Origin of the sequence: Allosphingosinicella sp. (assembly GCF_036570505.1) — a bacterium.
Classification (GTDB): Bacteria; Pseudomonadota; Alphaproteobacteria; order Sphingomonadales; family Sphingomonadaceae; genus Allosphingosinicella.
In genome coordinates this window covers 1-16,173 of the sequence record NZ_DATCYB010000118.1, presented here as the reverse complement: position 1 = coordinate 16,173, position 16,173 = coordinate 1, and the positions used below count along the sequence as shown (strand labels likewise).

At 65.8% G+C, this 16,173-nt stretch carries 15 protein-coding genes; 11 read left to right on the top strand and 4 right to left on the bottom strand.

Annotated elements, in window-relative coordinates:
* The first annotated feature begins 1 nt into the window (after window position 1).
* The 3 genes from VIR62_RS15075 to VIR62_RS15065 are packed head-to-tail and all read left to right on the top strand — an operon-like array spanning window position 2 to window position 4,250.
* Window positions 2–622: an HdaA/DnaA family protein gene (locus tag VIR62_RS15075; RefSeq protein WP_431872590.1), complete on the top strand. Its 621-nt coding sequence runs from the start codon at window positions 2–4 to the stop codon at window positions 620–622.
* 2 nt (window positions 623–624) lie between these two features.
* Complete coding sequence (locus tag VIR62_RS15070; RefSeq protein ID WP_431872589.1) at window positions 625–2,787, top strand: RNA degradosome polyphosphate kinase; 2,163 nt, start codon at window positions 625–627, stop codon at window positions 2,785–2,787.
* A gap of 5 nt (window positions 2,788–2,792) precedes the next feature.
* Window positions 2,793–4,250 carry a Ppx/GppA family phosphatase gene (locus VIR62_RS15065; RefSeq protein ID WP_431872587.1) on the top strand — a complete coding sequence of 486 codons (1,458 nt, stop codon included), beginning with the start codon at window positions 2,793–2,795 and terminating at the stop codon, window positions 4,248–4,250.
* A gap of 116 nt (window positions 4,251–4,366) precedes the next feature.
* Here the strand turns inward: VIR62_RS15065 and VIR62_RS15060 are convergent, their stop codons facing one another.
* The gene (locus VIR62_RS15060) at window positions 4,367–4,648 is read right to left on the bottom strand and encodes an I78 family peptidase inhibitor (RefSeq protein ID WP_431872586.1); all 282 of its coding nucleotides are present in this window, start codon (window positions 4,646–4,648) and stop codon (window positions 4,367–4,369) included.
* A gap of 14 nt (window positions 4,649–4,662) precedes the next feature.
* Window positions 4,663–5,835 (bottom strand): ribonuclease D, encoded by a 1,173-nt coding sequence (rnd, locus tag VIR62_RS15055; protein WP_431872585.1) that lies wholly within the window; start codon window positions 5,833–5,835, stop codon window positions 4,663–4,665.
* A gap of 104 nt (window positions 5,836–5,939) precedes the next feature.
* On the opposite strand from rnd, the gene aspS reads away from it, so the two are divergent.
* The 3 genes from aspS to VIR62_RS15040 all read left to right on the top strand — a co-directional run bounded on the left by aspS (window position 5,940) and on the right by VIR62_RS15040 (window position 9,152).
* A complete protein-coding gene (gene aspS, locus VIR62_RS15050; protein WP_431872636.1) occupies window positions 5,940–7,754 on the top strand; it encodes an aspartate--tRNA ligase in 1,815 nt (604 codons plus the stop codon).
* A 99-nt stretch (window positions 7,755–7,853) separates the two neighbouring features.
* Window positions 7,854–8,633, top strand: coding sequence for a polyphosphate kinase 2 family protein (locus VIR62_RS15045; RefSeq protein ID WP_431872584.1), 780 nt, complete (start codon window positions 7,854–7,856; stop codon window positions 8,631–8,633).
* A 69-nt stretch (window positions 8,634–8,702) separates the two neighbouring features.
* The gene (locus VIR62_RS15040) at window positions 8,703–9,152 is read left to right on the top strand and encodes a hypothetical protein (protein ID WP_431872582.1); all 450 of its coding nucleotides are present in this window, start codon (window positions 8,703–8,705) and stop codon (window positions 9,150–9,152) included.
* On the opposite strand, the gene greB is transcribed toward VIR62_RS15040, so the two are convergent.
* Both greB and VIR62_RS15030 read right to left on the bottom strand, forming a co-directional pair.
* Window positions 9,146–9,643: a transcription elongation factor GreB gene (gene greB / locus VIR62_RS15035; protein ID WP_431872580.1), complete on the bottom strand. Its 498-nt coding sequence runs from the start codon at window positions 9,641–9,643 to the stop codon at window positions 9,146–9,148. The two genes, VIR62_RS15040 and greB, sit on opposite strands and share 7 nt — an antisense overlap.
* A gap of 29 nt (window positions 9,644–9,672) precedes the next feature.
* Complete coding sequence (locus tag VIR62_RS15030) at window positions 9,673–11,715, bottom strand: lytic transglycosylase domain-containing protein (RefSeq protein ID WP_431872579.1); 2,043 nt, start codon at window positions 11,713–11,715, stop codon at window positions 9,673–9,675.
* Window positions 11,716–11,796: 81 nt separating this feature from the next.
* On the opposite strand from VIR62_RS15030, the gene dapA reads away from it, so the two are divergent.
* From dapA to VIR62_RS15005, 5 genes are all read left to right on the top strand, one after another.
* Complete coding sequence (gene dapA, locus VIR62_RS15025; protein ID WP_431872577.1) at window positions 11,797–12,672, top strand: 4-hydroxy-tetrahydrodipicolinate synthase; 876 nt, start codon at window positions 11,797–11,799, stop codon at window positions 12,670–12,672.
* Entirely contained in the window at window positions 12,673–13,155 is a 483-nt protein-coding gene (smpB, locus tag VIR62_RS15020) for an SsrA-binding protein SmpB (protein ID WP_431872575.1), read from the top strand.
* Window positions 13,148–13,711 carry a DUF2062 domain-containing protein gene (locus VIR62_RS15015; protein ID WP_431872574.1) on the top strand — a complete coding sequence of 188 codons (564 nt, stop codon included), beginning with the start codon at window positions 13,148–13,150 and terminating at the stop codon, window positions 13,709–13,711. The genes smpB and VIR62_RS15015 overlap by 8 nt, the downstream gene beginning before the upstream one ends.
* Window positions 13,712–13,782: 71 nt before the next feature.
* Complete coding sequence (locus VIR62_RS15010) at window positions 13,783–15,921, top strand: M13 family metallopeptidase (protein WP_431872573.1); 2,139 nt, start codon at window positions 13,783–13,785, stop codon at window positions 15,919–15,921.
* Between the two features lie 43 nt (window positions 15,922–15,964).
* Window positions 15,965–16,173: hypothetical protein (locus tag VIR62_RS15005; protein WP_431872571.1), on the top strand; the 209-nt coding region annotated here is incomplete at its 3' end.

Genomic DNA, 16,173 nt, shown 5'->3' with positions numbered 1-16,173 from the left:
CATGGGCCAGATCGCGCTGCCGCTCGACTGGCCGGTGGCGGACCGCGACGAGGATTTCCTCATCTCCGACGCCAACCGCGCCGCGTTCGACCATTTCAAGCGCTGGTCGCTCTGGCCGGTCATGGCGACGATCCTCACCGGTCCGCGCAAGTCCGGCCGCAGCCTTCTGGGCCGCATCTTCGTCCGCAAGACCGGCGGCCGGCTGTTCGACGACGCCCAAAGTCATGACGAGGAAACGCTCTTTCACGCCTGGAACGAGGCGCAGGAGCGGCGCAAGCCCCTGCTGATCATCGCCGACGAGCCACTGCCTGCCTGGCGGGTGGCGCTGCCCGATTTGCGCTCGCGCCTGACGGCCACCCCGCAAATCCGGATCGAGGAGCCCGACGACGCGCTGCTCGGCGACCTCATCGTCAAGCTGCTCGGCGACCGCGGGGTTGCGGCCCCGCCCGAACTGGCGAAATATCTGATACCCCGGATCGAACGCAGCTACGTAGCCGTTCAGCGGGTCGTCGAAAGTCTCGATAGGGTAATGCTTTTGCAACATAGGCGTATGACGGTGCCGATGGCCCGCCGCGCCCTTGTCGAAGCGGGTCTGATCAAGCGAGCGAAGAATCGAGCTTAAGCATGGACAGTCCCGCCACAGCGCCCGCCAACGATTTCGGCCCTTGCGGCGGCGAGTCGCGCGATCGCTACTTCAACCGGGAGCTGAGCTGGCTGGCCTTCAACCGGCGGGTGCTGGAGGAAGCGAGCAATTCCGCCCATCCGCTGCTCGAGCGGCTGCGCTTCCTCTCCATCTCCGGCAACAACCTCGACGAATTCTTCATGGTCCGCGTGGCCGGCCTCAAGGGCCAGCAATTGCTCAATGTCGAGGAATGCTCCGCGGACGGCCTCACTCCAGCCCAGCAACTCACCGCGATCGGCGAGGAGGCGAATCGCCTCACCGCCGCCCAGCAGGACGTCTGGCGCACCCTGCGCACCGCCCTTGGCGAGGCGGGAATCGAGGTGATCAGCAGCCGGGCCGAGCTGGAGCAGGAAGCGGTCGACTGGCTCGACCGCTATTTCACCGAACAGATCTTTCCGGTGCTGACGCCCCAGGCGATCGATCCGGCGCATCCTTTCCCGTTCATCCCCAATACCGGCTTCTCGCTCGTCTTCGATCTCAAGCGACGCTCCGACGGCGGGCCGATACGCGAGCTGCTGATGGTGCCTTCGACCCTGCCGCGCTTCGTCCGGCTGCCGGGAGACGCGGCGCGCTACGTGCCCGTCGAGTCCCTCATCCGCCGCCACATTTCCACGCTGTTCCCCGATTACGACATGCTCGGCGGCGGCGCCTTCCGCATCATTCGCGACAGCGATATCGAGGTGGAGGAAGAGGCCGAGGACCTCGTCCGCTACTTCCGCAGCGCCATCAAGCGCCGCCGGCGCGGCCGCGTCATTCGCCTGGAACTGGAGGAGGATATACCGGACGCGCTCGAGCTGACGGTGCGCGAAGGCCTGAGAGCCGGCGAGGCCCTGACCTTCGAATCGACCGGCTTCCTCGGCATCGCCGACCTCCAGGCCCTGGTCGAGGAGGACCGGCCCGACCTCAAGTTTCCGCCGTTCTCACCCCGTTTCCCCGAACGAATCCGTGAGCATGGCGGCGATTGTTTCGAGGCGATCAAGGCCAAGGATATCGTCGTCCACCACCCCTATGAGAGCTTCGACGTTGTTATCGCCTTCCTCCGTCAGGCGGCCGAGGATCCGGACGTGGTCGCGATCAAGCAGACGCTCTACCGCGCCGGCAAGCAGTCCGCGATCATCCGCGCCCTCATCGACGCGGCCGAAGCTGGGAAGTCGGTAACCGCGGTGGTCGAGCTCAAGGCCCGCTTCGACGAGGAGCAGAATCTCCTCTGGGCCAATGCGTTGGAGCGGGCCGGCGTGCAGGTCGTCTACGGCTTCATCGACTGGAAGACCCACGCCAAGACGTCGATGGTCGTTCGGCGCGAGGAGAAGGGCTACCGCACCTACTGCCACCTCGGTACGGGCAACTACCATCCGGTCACCGCGCGCATCTATACCGACCTCAGCTTCTTCACCGCCGATCCGCGGATCGGCCGCGATGTGGCGCAGCTGTTCAACTACATCACCGGCTATGTCGAACCGCGCGGGCTGGAACTGCTAACCCTGTCCCCGCACGGCCTGCGCGACGAGCTTTGCCGGCTGATCGACCGCGAGATCGACCATGTCCGGGCGGGGCGCCCGGGCGTGCTCTGGGCCAAGATGAACTCGCTCGTCGACCCGGCCCTTATCGACAAGCTGTACGAGGCGGGCGCCGCCGGCGTGCAGGTGGAGCTTGTCATTCGCGGCATCTGCTGCCTGAGGCCCGGCGTTCCGGGGCTGTCCGAGACCATAAGCGTGAAATCGATCGTCGGCCGTTTCCTGGAGCACAGCCGGATCTGGTGCTTCGGCAATGGCGAGGCGCTGCCGAACCGGGGCGCGGACGTCTATGTCAGCTCCGCCGACTGGATGCAGCGCAACTTCGACCGCCGAGTCGAGTATATGCTGAAGATCGAGAATCCGACGGTCCACGCCCAGATTCTCGACCAGGTGATGGTGGCCAATCTCATCGACACCGAGCAAAGTTGGCGCCTGCTACCCGACGGAAGCTACGAAAGAATCTCCGCTGACGACGGCAGTCCCTTTAATCTTCACCATTATTTCATGACAAATCCGTCGCTCTCTGGCCGTGGCGCGGCACTCCGCGGCGGCGACGCGGTCCCCAAGTTGCGCTTCCGGCGCGGCCACTGACACCAGTGGAAAAGCCGATCGCCATCGTCGACATCGGGTCGAACTCGATACGCCTCGTCGTCTATTCCGGCGCCACCCGCAGCCCGTCGGTCATCTTCAACGAAAAAGTGATGGCCGGTCTCGGGCGCGGCGTGGTCGCCGACGGCGCGCTCGCCGAGGACGATCAGCAGCGCGCCCTCGGCGCCCTCGCCCGATTCCGTATCCTCACCCGGCAGATGGGCGCGCGCCGCGTGCGCGCGGTCGCCACCGCCGCCGTCCGCGACGCCTCCAACGGCGCCGCCTTCCTGGCCAAGGTTCGCGAGCTGGGCTTCGATCCCGAGATTCTTCCCGGGGACCGGGAAGGCTTCATGGCGGGGCAGGGGGTGCTTTCCGGCATTCCCTGGGCGAACGGTCTGGTCGGCGACCTTGGCGGCGGCAGCCTGGAGCTGGTCGAGGTCGCCGATGGCGAGGTCGGGAAAAGCGCCTCCCTCCCGCTCGGCGTGCTCCGTATCGCGCCGCTCGCGAAGCAGGGAAAGGCGGTGCTGGCGAAGCAGGTCGCCAAGGCGCTGGACGGTCGCGGCCTTCGCAAGCGAGGCGAGGGACGGCCCTTCTATCTCGTCGGGGGTTCCTGGCGCGCGCTGGCGCGGCTCGACATGCTGCTCGTCGACTATCCGCTGCCCATCACCCATCAATATCGGATGGAGCCGGGCCGTCTCGACGAACTGGCCGATGGCATGGCCGGCCTCGACATGGCGGTGCTCAAGCGCGTGCCCTCCTTCTCCATGTCCCGCTGGCCGACCCTGCCGGATGCGCACCTGCTCCTCGAGATTCTCGTCAAGGAGCTGCAGCCGAGCGAGCTCATCGTCTCCAGCTTCGGCATTCGCGAGGGGCTGCTTTTCGACGCGCTCGATGGCGATCACCAGCGCCGCGATCCGCTGATCGAGGCGGCGCGGGAGGTCGGCAGCGACCTCGGTCGCTTCCCCGGCCACGGTGCCCTGCTCGATCGCTGGATCGCCCCGATCTTCGAGGACGACACGGAAGCGGCGCGCCTGCGTCTCGCCGCCTGCCTCCTGAGCGATATCGCCTGGCAGGCCCACCCGGACTTCCGCGCCGAGCGCGGGGTCGACATGGCGCTCTACGGCAACTGGGTCGGCATCGACGCCCCGGGCCGGCTGATGCTGGCACAGGCGCTGTTCAGCCATTTCGGCGGAGGCAAGAGCTTCGCGTCGCTGGATGTGGCCCGACTATGCGGCAAGGAGGCGCTCGCCCGGGCCGCGCTCTGGGGTCTCGCCATGCGCCTCGGCCAGCGCCTCAGCGGCGGCGTCGCCGCCAGCCTGGAGCGCAGCCGTCTGGTGCGGAACAATGGAGTTCTTCGTCTGGAGCTTCGCAAAAGGGACGAAGCCTTGTACGGCGAAGCGGTCGAGCGGCGTTTCAATGCTTTGGCGGCGGCGATGGGCTGTAAAGCCGAGATGATCTGCGTCTGACCAAGCCCGTCATCGCGGCGCAAGCCGGGACCCAAGAACGAAGGCGCAGACGAGTGCGCTCGACCTAGTTTTCGAGAATCGGTGTTCTTGGGTTCCGGCTTTCGCCGGAATGACGGTTATCCGCAGGTGATCGCCTCGACGCGGTTCTGGGCGTCCAGCTTGATGTTCAGCCGGTCGGTCCGATAGTCCATCGTCACTGCTTGCCCCGGCTGTATCCAACGCAGGGCCCGCGCGCCGCTGAGGCGCAGCGCCTCGGCGCCGAGCTCTGCGGTTGCCATCTGGCCGACGAGGCCCTGGGCGGCATCGGCGTCGCACTCGCCCACCCCCATCGCCGGGGGCGACCCATCGTCATTGGCCGGGGTCATGCAGCCCGCAGCCGACAGCAGAAGCGCGCTCATGGCAAGTCTCAAAATCATGTTTCAGCCTCCGTTCTGGTCATCGCCAGCTTTCCGTTCCGGATGGCGAAGGCAAGCCGGCCTTCCACGAGGTCGAGCGCGTCATGGCCGAACTGCTCGTATCGCCACCCTTCGAGGATGGAGAGTCCCTGACGCCGGCCGGCGGCGAGAAGTTCTAACTCCTCTGATCGGGCGATGAGCCTCGCCGCGACATTGCTCTCCCGCGAGCGGATCTTGAGGAGCAGCTTCAGAAGGTCCGCGACCAGCGCGCCCTCCTTGCCGAGCCCCGGCTTGTCCTCCCGCTGCGGCATTTCGTCGGCGGGGAGGGGATGGGCGGCGGCGAGCGCGTCCATCAGCCGCGCACCGATGTCGTTCGTCTTCCAGCCTGCCGAAAGCCCGCGTACCCGCGCCAGCGCTTCCTGGCTGGTCGGCGGATGGGCGGCGATGTCGGCCAGCGTCTCGTCCTTCATGATCCGCCCGCGCGGAAGGTTCTTGGAACGCGCCTCGATCTCGCGCCAGGCGGCGATCGCCTTCAAGCGCCCCAGCACCTCCGCCTTTCGGCTCGAGATCCGCACCCTTTTATAGGCTTCGGCGGGGTCGTTGGCATAATTGGCCGGCTCGGCGAGCCGCTCCATTTCCTGATCGAGCCAGGCGCCACGACCGGTCTTGCGCAGGTTCTTCAACATCTTGGGGAAGAGGGCGGCGAGATGGGTGACGTCGCCGATCGCATAGTCGATCTGTCTCTGGTCGAGCGGCCGCCGACCCCAGTCGGTGAAGCGCGCGCCCTTGTCGAGGCTCTCGCCGATGAGGCTTTCGACCAGGTTGGAATAGCCGATCTGCTCCCCGAGCCCGAGCGCCATCGCCGCGACCTGCGTGTCGAACAAAGGGTGCGGCGTGCCGCCCGTCATGTTGAAGATGATCTCCAGATCCTGCCCGCCGGCATGGAAAACCTTGAGCACCTCCTCGTTGTTGACGAGGAGGTTGAGGAGAGGCGTCAGGTCTATGCCTTCCGCCTTGGGGTCGATCGCCGCGGCCTCCTCCTCATTGCCGATCTGGATAAGGCACAGATCGGGCCAATAGGTGTTCTCGCGCATGAATTCGGTGTCGACCGCGATGAATGGGGATTTGGCGAGGCGCTCGCAAAGGGCAAGCAGCGACTCGCTGTCGGTGATTAAAGGATGAATAAGCATCGGCAGGGTCTTAGCGAGGGGCTGATCCCTTGACAAAGGCTTGTATCCCAAGCGAAGCGCTCGCCAGCCTTTTCACCCAAAAGTTGAAATCGGAAGCCGCCTTTATGCACGCCTATCGCACCCACACCTGCGCCGACCTTCGCGCCGCTCATGTCGGCGAGCGCGTCAAGCTGTCGGGCTGGGTCCACCGCAAGCGTGACCATGGCGGCGTGTTGTTCGTCGATCTTCGCGATCATTACGGGCTGACCCAGGTCGTCGCCAATGCCGACAGCGAGGCGCTGAAGGTGCTCGACCGGATTCGCGCCGAATCCGTCGTCACCGTTACCGGCAAGATCGTCTCGCGCGGACCCGAGGCGACCAACCCCAACCTTGCCACCGGCGAGATCGAGGTCGTCGCCGAGGAGGTCGCCGTCCAGTCCGCCGCCGACGAGCTGCCGCTCCCGGTCGCCGGCGAGGCCGACTATCCCGAGGACATCCGCCTCCGCTACCGCTATCTCGACCTCCGCCGCGAGCGCCTCCACCGCAATATCGTCCTCCGCAGCCAAGTGATCAACTCGATCCGCCGCCGCATGATCGATCAGGGTTTCACCGAGTTCCAGACGCCGATCCTGACCGCCTCGTCGCCGGAAGGTGCGCGCGACTATCTGGTGCCGAGCCGCGTCCACCCCGGTAAATTCTACGCGCTCCCGCAGGCGCCGCAGATGTTCAAGCAGCTGATCATGGTGGCGGGCTTCGACAAGTATTTCCAGATCGCCCCCTGCTTTCGCGACGAGGACGCCCGCGCCGACCGGAGCCCGGGCGAGTTCTACCAGCTCGATCTGGAAATGAGCTTCGTCACGCAAGACGATGTTTTCGCGGCATTAGAACCGGTGCTCGGCGGCGTGTTCGAGGAGTTCGCCAATGGCAAGAGCGTGACGCCCGCGCCGTTCCCACGCATCGCCTACAAGGACGCGATGCTGAAATACGGTTCCGACAAGCCGGATCTTCGCAACCCCATCCTCATCTCCGACGTGTCGAAATATTTCGAAGGCTCGGGCTTCGGCCTCTTCGCCAATATGGTCGCGAGCGGCAGCGTCGTTCGCGCCATCCCGGCGCCGGGCACCGCCGAAAAGAGCCGCAAATTCTTCGACGACATGAACGACTGGGCCCGCTCGGAAGGTCATGCCGGATTGGGCTACATCACCCAGAAGAATGGCGAGCTGGGCGGCCCCATCGCCAAGAACCACGGCGAGGAAGCGACGCGCAAGCTCGTCGCCGAGCTGGGCCTCGGCCCCAATGACGGCATCTTCTTCGCCGCCGGCAAGGAAGCGCAGGCCGCCAGGCTCGCCGGTCTCGCCCGCACCCGCGTCGCCGAGCAGCTCGGCCTGATCGACGAGAACCGCTTCGATTTCTGCTGGATCGTCGACTTCCCGATGTTCGAATATGACGAGGACGCGAAGAAGGTCGACTTCTCCCACAACCCCTTCTCGATGCCGCAGGGCGAGCTGGAGGCGCTGGAGACCCAGGACCCACTCGACATCCTCGCCTACCAATACGACATCGTCTGCAACGGCGTGGAACTGTCCTCGGGCGCGATCCGGAATCATCGCCCGGACATCATGTACAAGGCCTTCGAGATCGCCGGCTACACGAAGAGCCAAGTGGACGAAGACTTTTCCGGCATGATCAACGCCTTCAAATATGGCGCTCCGCCGCACGGGGGCTCGGCACCGGGCATCGACCGCATCGTCATGCTGCTGGCCGGCGAGCCCAATATTCGCGAGGTCGTCCTCTTCCCGATGAACCAGCGGGCCGAGGATCTGATGATGAACGCCCCGAGCGAAGTGACGACCAAGCAGCTCCGCGAGCTCCACATCCGCATCGTCGAGCCCGCCGGCACGGCCAGGCAGGACCCCGCCCGCACCGTGGCGCTGGAGTAGCCCAACCTCGTTCGTCCCGAGCGTAGTCGAGGGGCGCTGGCACGGACTCATCACGTACGCCCCTCGACTCCGCTCGGGACGAACGGTTAAGGCTGACGGGTGAGCATCGACCTCTCCGATTACGAGCGGGGCGCCAAGTTCCAGGGCCATTATGGCGACACGCTCGACAAGCTGCAGGAGCGGCTGTCCCGTATCCTCGTCGCCCATGTCGTGCACAAGAAGCGCGCCGTCATCGCCATCGAGGGCTGGGACGCAGCGGGGAAGGGCGGGGCGATCAAGCGCCTCACCGCCGAATGGGACCCGCGCAGCTACAGCGTCTGGCCGATCGGCGCGCCGACCGAAGAGGAGAAGGCCCGCCATTTCCTCTGGCGCTTCTGGCAAAAATTGCCGGGCGCCGGCGAGATCGCCATCTTCGACCGCAGCTGGTACGGCCGCGTCCTCGTCGAGCGGGTCGAAGGCTTGGCGAGCGAGGCGCAATGGCGCCGCGCCTATGACGAGATCAACGAGTTCGAATGCCAGCAGGTGGAAGACGGCACCGCCATGGTGAAGCTCTTCCTCCATGTGACGCAGGAAACCCAGGACGAGCGCCTTCAGGCCCGACTCGACCATCCCTGGAAGCGCTGGAAGGTCCACGCCGAAGACTTCCGCAACCGCGCCCGCCGCGAGGATTATCTGGACGCGTTGAAGGACATGTTCGCGAACACAAACACCCGCTGGGCGCCTTGGCAGGTAATCGACGGCAACAACAAGAAGGCCGCCCGGATCGCGGCTCTGACCGCCGTTGTCGATGCGCTCGAAAAGCAGGTGCCGATGAAGCCGCCCCAGCCTTCACCTGAGATCGAGGCATTGGCGCGCGAGGCCCTTGGAAAAGATGGTTGAAGCCGCGTAACGAGCAACTTTCGCGCTCCCTTATGGTTAACAGCCCATCAACCATAAGGGAGGCCAACCATGCGGAGGATGCGCGTCATCGCGCTGCTGCTGACAGCCGCCGGACTGTCGGCCTGCACAAGCTATTATGGCGATTATGCCTACGGCCCCGGCTATTATCACGGCGACCGGGTGGGCTGGGACGATTTCGACCAATATGGAGATTATCGCTACGACGGCGACTATTATGAGCCGGCCCGCTGGCAGGATCGCGAGGCCTATCTGATCGGAGCCGGCGTCGAGCAGCTCGACCCGTGGCTCGCGCTGACGCCGGAGGGAAGGGACATCGTCACCCTCGGCTTCGACACCGATGACGACGGCTGGATCGCCGAGGGCACGGCGGAGCGGGCGAACATCTGGTTCCGTCGCTATGCCGACACGGACGACGATCGTCGCCTCACCGACCCCGAAATCCGCGTGGCGCTGGTGCAGGGTTCGCGCGACCGGCCTTGGATTCCAGGCGGCTATTGAGGCGCGTCCGCCACGGGATAGCTGATCGCGATTATCTCGAATTCCTTCTCGCCCGAAGGGAGCCGGACGCGCCGCACGTCCCCGGCCCCGCCGCCCCTGATCGCGCGCGCCATGGGCGAGTTCCAGCTGATCCGGCCCACGCTCGCATCCGCTTCGTCCTCGCCGACCAGGGTTACGACGCGCCGATTGTCGTCCTCGTCCGCCAAGGTGACGATGGCGCCGAAGAAGGCATGGGTCCGGTCCGGTTGCTCAGCCGGATTGACCACCGCCGCTTTCGCCATGCGCTTCGATAGCCAGGTGATCCGCCGATCGATCTCGCGCAGCCGCTTGCGGCCGTAGATATAGTCGCCATTCTCGGATCGGTCGCCATTAGCGGCCGCCCAGCTGATCGTCTCGACCAGCCTGGGCCGCTCGACGGCGAACAGCCCCTCATATTCCTCGCGCAGGCGGCGATAGCCTTCGGGCGTGATGTAGTTGGGGCGATCGGTCATGCTCTTACTCCCCCGCGAGACAGCGACAATCAGCCCGGCCTGTTCTTGCGAAGATAGTAGGAAAGCCGTGTCGACTGCTGCGTCCGCGCCCGGTCCGGGTAGAGCGCGTCATAGACGACGGCGTTCTCCAGCACGCGCTGCACATAGCCGCGCGTCTCGGTGAACGGTATCTCCTCGATCCAGCGCACGATATCGATATTGGGCGTCCGGGGATCACCATTGGCGTTGATCCACTTGCCGACATTGCCCGCGCCGGCATTGTAGCTTGCGATCGCCAACGGCGCATAACCGCCCCACCGGTCCATCAGCCGCGCGAAATAGTGGCTGCCGAGCATGATGTTATAGCCGGGATCGGCGGTCAGCCGGGACAGATCATAGGACAGACCCATCTTGCCGCTCGTCTCGCGCGCGGTGCCCGGCATCAACTGCATCATGCCGCGCGCTCCCGCATGACTCACGGCCGCCCGGTCGAAAGAGCTTTCCTGTCGGATGATGCCGTGGGCGAGCGACCAGAGATTGCCCTGTGTCGGCGGAATCTGGACCTCGGGATAGCTGGTCTGAACATAAAAGTCCGAGCCGTCGTTGCGGGCGTCTCGCGCGAGCCAGACCGAAAGGTCGGGCCGCGCCACCTGCCGTGCGAGCTCTGCGGCCAGCGCCCGTTCTCTGTCGTTCGCCGCCTGTTCGGAAAGTGCGCGGATGAAGTCCGTCTGGTCGTCCCGGTTTCCCATCTGGCCCAACAGCCGGATCGCCTGCACCAGATCCTTGGCATAAAAGGCGGTGCGCTCCCCGGGGCTGATCGGAATGGCGGTCACCGGGCGGGGGCGGGGCACCGGACGGCCCAGCTGCTCCAGGGAAAGCTGGCCGTAGAAGAGTTCAGGATAAGCGGCCGCCTTCCCGAAATAGCTTTGCGCCTGGACCATCTGACCCTGGGCTTCCGCCGCCCGGCCGGCCCAGTACATGCCCTTGGTCAGCACCTGCGCCGAGCGTCCGCCATTGGCATAGCGGACGAACATAGCTTCGGCGTCAGCGGGGCGGTTGAGATGGTACAGGGCGGCCGTGCCGGCCAACCAGGCGAGGCTCGTATAATCGTCACGCTCGCCATAGGATTTGGTGCTGATATCGGTGCCGGGCGGATAGGCGCCGTCGATCTGTGAGGCGATCTGGTAGGCCGCCGACCATTGACGGTCGTTGGCGGCGCCCCGGGCCATGCGGAGCAGCGTCTCGTACCATTTCTCCGGATCGTGCGGCAGCGAGCTGAGTTGGCGCGACCGGGCAAGGAGAGCCCGGGCCGCATAGCCCTGGTTGGTGTCGCGCATCCGTTCGGCACGGTCCCTGAGGAGGCCGGGATGGGTGTTGGCGATATCGCCGAGCGCCGCGACCCGCCTATCGACATCGACCGCGCCCGTCTGGAGCGCGATCCTCGCATCGTACACGGCGCGCCGTTGGGGAGAAGTCATCGGCAGGATGCGGCGCGCGCTTACCGTGTCCCGGTTGGCGAGCAGCGTCTCCATCCGCCGGTCGTGATCCACCATGCTCAGCGACGCACCGAACAGCGCCAGCAGCCGATCCTCGTCCGCCTGAGGGAGGATGCCGCTATACCAGGCCTCCCGAGCGGCGGCCCGCGCCGCCTCGATCTGGCCCTGGGCGTGAAGCGCGAAGGCGTGACGCGCGTGGCCGACGCCGGTCAGCGGCGGCATTACCCGAAAGTAGGCGACGACCTCGGCGGCGCGCATGTTGTTGGGATCGATCGCCTGCTCGGCGGTCTTGCGCATCGCAGTCTCGCCCGGCCAGCCGCGATAGCTGGTGAGAAAGGAAGCGTAGGAGGTGAACGGCAGCCTGTCGCTCTGGCGCAGGCTGTTCCAGCGGGCGAGGCCGGTGCTGACCCGGCTGCCGATGGCGGGCGCGGGCGGAACGGCCCGTTGCGTTTGGACGGCGGCCGCCGCGGGGGCGCTCTGGACCGCGGCGGGCAGGGGATTGGCCGGCCCGCTCGTCTTGAGCGCCGCCGCGACCGTTCCGGCGGATGCGAGGAGGACGGCGAAAGCGACGGTATTTTTATGCATGCTGGACATCATGCCGGCCCCCTCCTTATCAGGCCATGAACGATCGCGGACCAGCCTATGTCCGCGCACGCTCCCGAGGTGAAGGAGACTATCATGTTTCGCGGGTCGATACCGGCTCTGGTGACGCCATTTCGCGACGAAGCGTTTGACGAGTCCGCGTATCGGGATTTCGTCGATTGGCAAATTATCGAAGGAAGTCATGGGCTTGTGCCCTGCGGCACGACCGGGGAGTCCGCGACGCTCGTAACCGATGAACATTATCGCGTGATCGAAGTCTGCGTCGATCAGACCGCCGGCCGAATCCCGGTCATCGCCGGCTGCGGCTCGAACGACACGGCGAGCGCAATCCGCAGCATGCAGGCGGCGAAGGCGCGAGGCGCGGACGCGGCGCTGATCGTCCTTCCCTATTACAATCGTCCGAATCAGGAGGGGCTGGTCGCGCACTTCACGGCGCTGGCCGAAGCCTCGGACCTGCCGATCGTCGTCTACAACGTGCCTGGCCGGACGGTGACCGACATCAGGCCCGAGACGCTGGGCCGGATCGCCAAACTGCCGACCGTCGTCGCGATCAAGGATGCGAGCGGCGACCTCCCACGCGTCACCGCCCACCGCCGCCTCTGCGGGACCGATTTCGCGCAACTTTCCGGCAATGACGACATGACTCTAGGCTTCATGGCGATGGGCGGCGTCGGCTGCATCTCGGTCACCGCCAATGTCGCGCCCCGCCTCTGCGCCGATTTCCAGAACGCCTGCCTCCGTGGCGACTGGGTCGGCGCGCTCGCCCTCCAGGACAAGCTCTATCCGCTCCACGCCGCGCTGTTCACGGACGCTTCACCGGGCCCGGTTAAATATGCGCTCTCCCGTGTGCGCCCCGAAATGCCTTCCGACCTTCGCCTGCCGATGACCCCGCCTTCCGAAGCCAGCCGCAAGGCCGTCGACGCCGCGCTCGAACATGCCGGCCTCGTCTGAATGGCCCGTCCGCGCCCCGAGAGTTTCGACAAGAAGAAGGTCGTCGCCGAGAACCGGCGCGCGCGCTACGATTATGCCATCGAGGACAAATATGAAGCCGGCATCGCGCTCACCGGCACCGAGGTGAAGTCGCTCCGCTTCGGCGAAGGCTCGATCGCCGAAAGCTATGCCGAGGTGAAGGAGGAGGAAGTCTGGCTGATCAACGCCAACATACCCGAATTCAGTCACGGCAACCGCTTCAACCATGAGCCCAAGCGCCCTCGCAAGTTGCTCCTTCATCAGCGCGAGATCTCGAAGCTGCATGGCGCCGTCGCCCGCCAGGGCATGACGCTCGTGCCCCTTTCCATCTATTTCAACAGCCGCGGCCGCGCGAAGGTCGAACTGGCGCTGGCCAAAGGGCGCAAGGCCCACGACAAGCGCGAGCATGAAAAAGAGAAGGACTGGAAGAGGGAGCAGGCCCGCCTGATGCGCAACCATGGTTGAGCGGTTCGGCCGGTGGCTGGCGAAGAACGCGCCCAAGCGCGAGGAGCTGGCCGAGCATCGCTGGATGCGCCCCTTCGCCGGCCGTATCCTGAGGAGCGAGCTGTGGCGCTTTACCCGCCGCTCCGTGCCCCGGGGCGTGGCGATCGGCCTCCTGGTCGGCATCTTCCTGATGATCCCGGGGCTTCAGATCATCGGCGCCGCGCTGCTCGCCGTGCCGTTCCGTGCCAACATTCCGGTCGCCGCCGCGATGACCTTCCTCAGCAACCCGGCGACGACGCCCTTCATCCTGCTGGCCTCGATCTTCGTCGGCAACACGCTGGGCTTCCGGGCCGACACGACCGCCTTCTATGACCTCTATGAAAGCTCCGCCTCGGCCAGCGAATGGCTGGCCTGGCTCGCCTCCTCGGCGGCGCCCGCCCTCGTCTGCGGGCTCCTCATTATCGCCGGCGCCGCCGCCGCGATCGGCTATGTGATCGCGGACCTGGCGTGGCGCTGGTGGCAGGGGCGGAAATGGAAGAAGCGCGCGCTGAGGCAGGCCGACGGCCCGAACGACTGATCGGTCGTTTGTGCCGGCCCCGACCTGTTGCTACGCCCACCCAAGCAATGAACCAAGGGGAACCCAAGACGATGAAGCCGTATCTTTTCGCCCTTCTCGCCAGCACCGCGCTCGCCGCCTGCGCCACCACCGCAACGACGTCGCCGGAAATCGCCGAGACGGCGACGGTGGCGGAAGTCGCCGAGACGGCGACAGCGCCGGAAGTCGCTGAACAGACGGCCACGGTGGCGGAGGGCGCTACTGGTCCCGTGACGCCCGCGCCGGCGGGGGCGCCGCAGCTCGGCACGTTCGGCTTCGACCTTGCCGGAATGGACCGCGGCGTCGAGCCCGGCGACAGCTTCTACGATTATGCCAACGGCACCTGGGACAGGACGACGCCGATCCCGCCCGATCGCTCCAATTACGGCATGTTCACCATGCTCGAGGAGCTTTCCAACGAGCGCACGCGTGAGATTCTCGAAGAGCACGCGCAAAAGCCCGGCTCGAAGATTGGCGATTTCTACACCAGCTTCATGGACCGCGAGGCGGCCAACGCGAAAGGCGTCGAACCGCTGGCCCCGGTGCTCCAGTCGATCGACGAGGCTGGCAGCCGCGCCGAGCTCGCCGTCGTCATGGGCCGCCTCAGCCGGCTCGGCCTCGGCACGCCGTTCGGCAACTTCGTCGATTCGGACGACAAGAATCCGGACGCGGCGATCTTCCAGCTCGTCCAGGGCGGCCTCGGCCTTCCTGACCGCGATTATTATCTGAGCGACGACGCCGGCCTCGTCGGGAAGCGCAACGCCTATCGCGACTATCTCGTCCAGCTTCTGACTCTCGCCGGAGAGCCCAACGCGGAAGCGCGGGCCGCGGCCATCCTGACTTTGGAGAGCGACATCGCCGAAGCGCACTGGACGCAGGTCGACAGCCGCGACGCGCAGAAGACCTACAATAAATGGACGCGAGACCAGTTCGCGAAGTCGGCGCCCGGCTTCGCCTGGGACGGCTATTTGGAGGCGGTGGGCGTCGACGCCCAGCCCACCTTCATCGTCCGCCAGCCGTCCGCGATCAGTGGCACCGCCAAGGTCCTTGCCTCCGCGCCGATGGCGGTGCTGAAGGATTATCTGAGGCTGCACACGATCGACGCCTATGCGCCCTATCTCTCGGACCCGTTCGTGGCCGCCAACTTCGCCTTCCACGGCACCGCGCTGAACGGCACGCCCCAGAACCAGGATTTGTGGAAGCGCGGCGTTACTCTCGTCACCAACGCGATGGGCGAGGAGATCGGCAAATATTATGTCGAGCGCTATTTCCCGCCCGAGGCCAAGGCGGCGATGGACGAGCTCGTCCAGAATGTCCTCGCCGCCATGGACCGGCGCATTCAGAATCTCAGCTGGATGGCACCGGAAACGAAGGCGCGGGCCCAAGCCAAGCTGGCGGCCTTCACGCCCAAGATCGGTTATCCCGAAAAGTGGCGCGACTATTCCGCGCTCCAGGTGAAGCGTGACGACCTTGTCGGCAACGTCATCCGCGCCAACCAGTTCGAGCATCAGCGGCAGCTGAATAAGCTGGGAAAGCCGGTCGATCGGGGCGAGTGGGGCATGTATCCGATGACGATCAACGCCTACGCGAACTTCACCTGGAACGAGATCGTCTTTCCGGCCGCGATCCTGCAGCCTCCCTTCTTCGATCCCAATGCCGATCCGGCGATCAATTACGGCGGCATCGGCGCGGTGATCGGGCACGAGGTCAGCCACCATTTCGACGACCAGGGCAGCAAGTACAACGAGCGCGGCGCGCTCGAGGAGTGGTGGACTCCGGGCGACGTCCAGCGTTTCGAGGCGCTCACCAAGCGCCTCGTCGAACAGTATAACGAGTATGAGCCGCTGCCCGGCAAGCACGTCAACGGCGCGTTGACGCTCGGCGAGAATATCGGCGACCTCGCCGGTGTCACCATCGCCTATGACGCCTATCGAACCTCGCTCGACGGCCGGGAGCCGCCGGTGATCGGCGGTCTGACCGGAGACCAGCGCTTCAATCTCGGCTGGGCACAGATCTGGCGCCGCAACTACCGCGAGGACAACCTCCTCCAGCGGCTGATCACCGATCCGCATTCGCCGTCGAAGGCGCGCGTCTCGGTCGTGCGCAATTTCGATCAATGGTATGACGCCTACAACGTTTCCGCCGACAATACGCTCTATCTGTCGCCGGAAGAGCGGGTTCGCATCTGGTAGGCGCTGCTCGCCGCTTGACGGCGGTGAGACGGGCAGGACATGAGTGACGGCATCCATGCCGTCGCTCAGCCCCGCATCTGACCCTGATTTTGGCGCCGCCCGTGCCGCCGGGCGCGGCGGCGGCCGGTCCCTGACCCTCGTGGTCGCGGCCGCCCTCCTGTCCGCCGCCGCCTTGCTTTGGGCGGTGAACGATCCGTTGTTCGCGGGCGCCTTCCTCGCGGGACTTTGCGGGCTGGGCGCCATCCTGCTGCT

Coding starts and splice junctions, on each gene's coding strand:
- greB (WP_431872580.1), bottom strand. CDS start 9,643: ATGACCGATCGCCCCAACTACATCACGCCCGAAGGCTATCGCCGCCTG.
- dapA (WP_431872577.1), top strand. CDS start 11,797: ATGTTTCGCGGGTCGATACCGGCTCTGGTGACGCCATTTCGCGACGAA.
- VIR62_RS15010 (WP_431872573.1), top strand. CDS start 13,783: ATGAAGCCGTATCTTTTCGCCCTTCTCGCCAGCACCGCGCTCGCCGCC.
- VIR62_RS15030 (WP_431872579.1), bottom strand. CDS start 11,715: ATGATGTCCAGCATGCATAAAAATACCGTCGCTTTCGCCGTCCTCCTC.
- aspS (WP_431872636.1), top strand. CDS start 5,940: ATGCACGCCTATCGCACCCACACCTGCGCCGACCTTCGCGCCGCTCAT.
- VIR62_RS15070 (WP_431872589.1), top strand. CDS start 625: ATGGACAGTCCCGCCACAGCGCCCGCCAACGATTTCGGCCCTTGCGGC.
- VIR62_RS15075 (WP_431872590.1), top strand. CDS start 2: ATGGGCCAGATCGCGCTGCCGCTCGACTGGCCGGTGGCGGACCGCGAC.
- rnd (WP_431872585.1), bottom strand. CDS start 5,835: ATGCTTATTCATCCTTTAATCACCGACAGCGAGTCGCTGCTTGCCCTT.
- VIR62_RS15040 (WP_431872582.1), top strand. CDS start 8,703: ATGCGGAGGATGCGCGTCATCGCGCTGCTGCTGACAGCCGCCGGACTG.
- VIR62_RS15060 (WP_431872586.1), bottom strand. CDS start 4,648: ATGAGCGCGCTTCTGCTGTCGGCTGCGGGCTGCATGACCCCGGCCAAT.
- VIR62_RS15015 (WP_431872574.1), top strand. CDS start 13,148: ATGGTTGAGCGGTTCGGCCGGTGGCTGGCGAAGAACGCGCCCAAGCGC.
- smpB (WP_431872575.1), top strand. CDS start 12,673: ATGGCCCGTCCGCGCCCCGAGAGTTTCGACAAGAAGAAGGTCGTCGCC.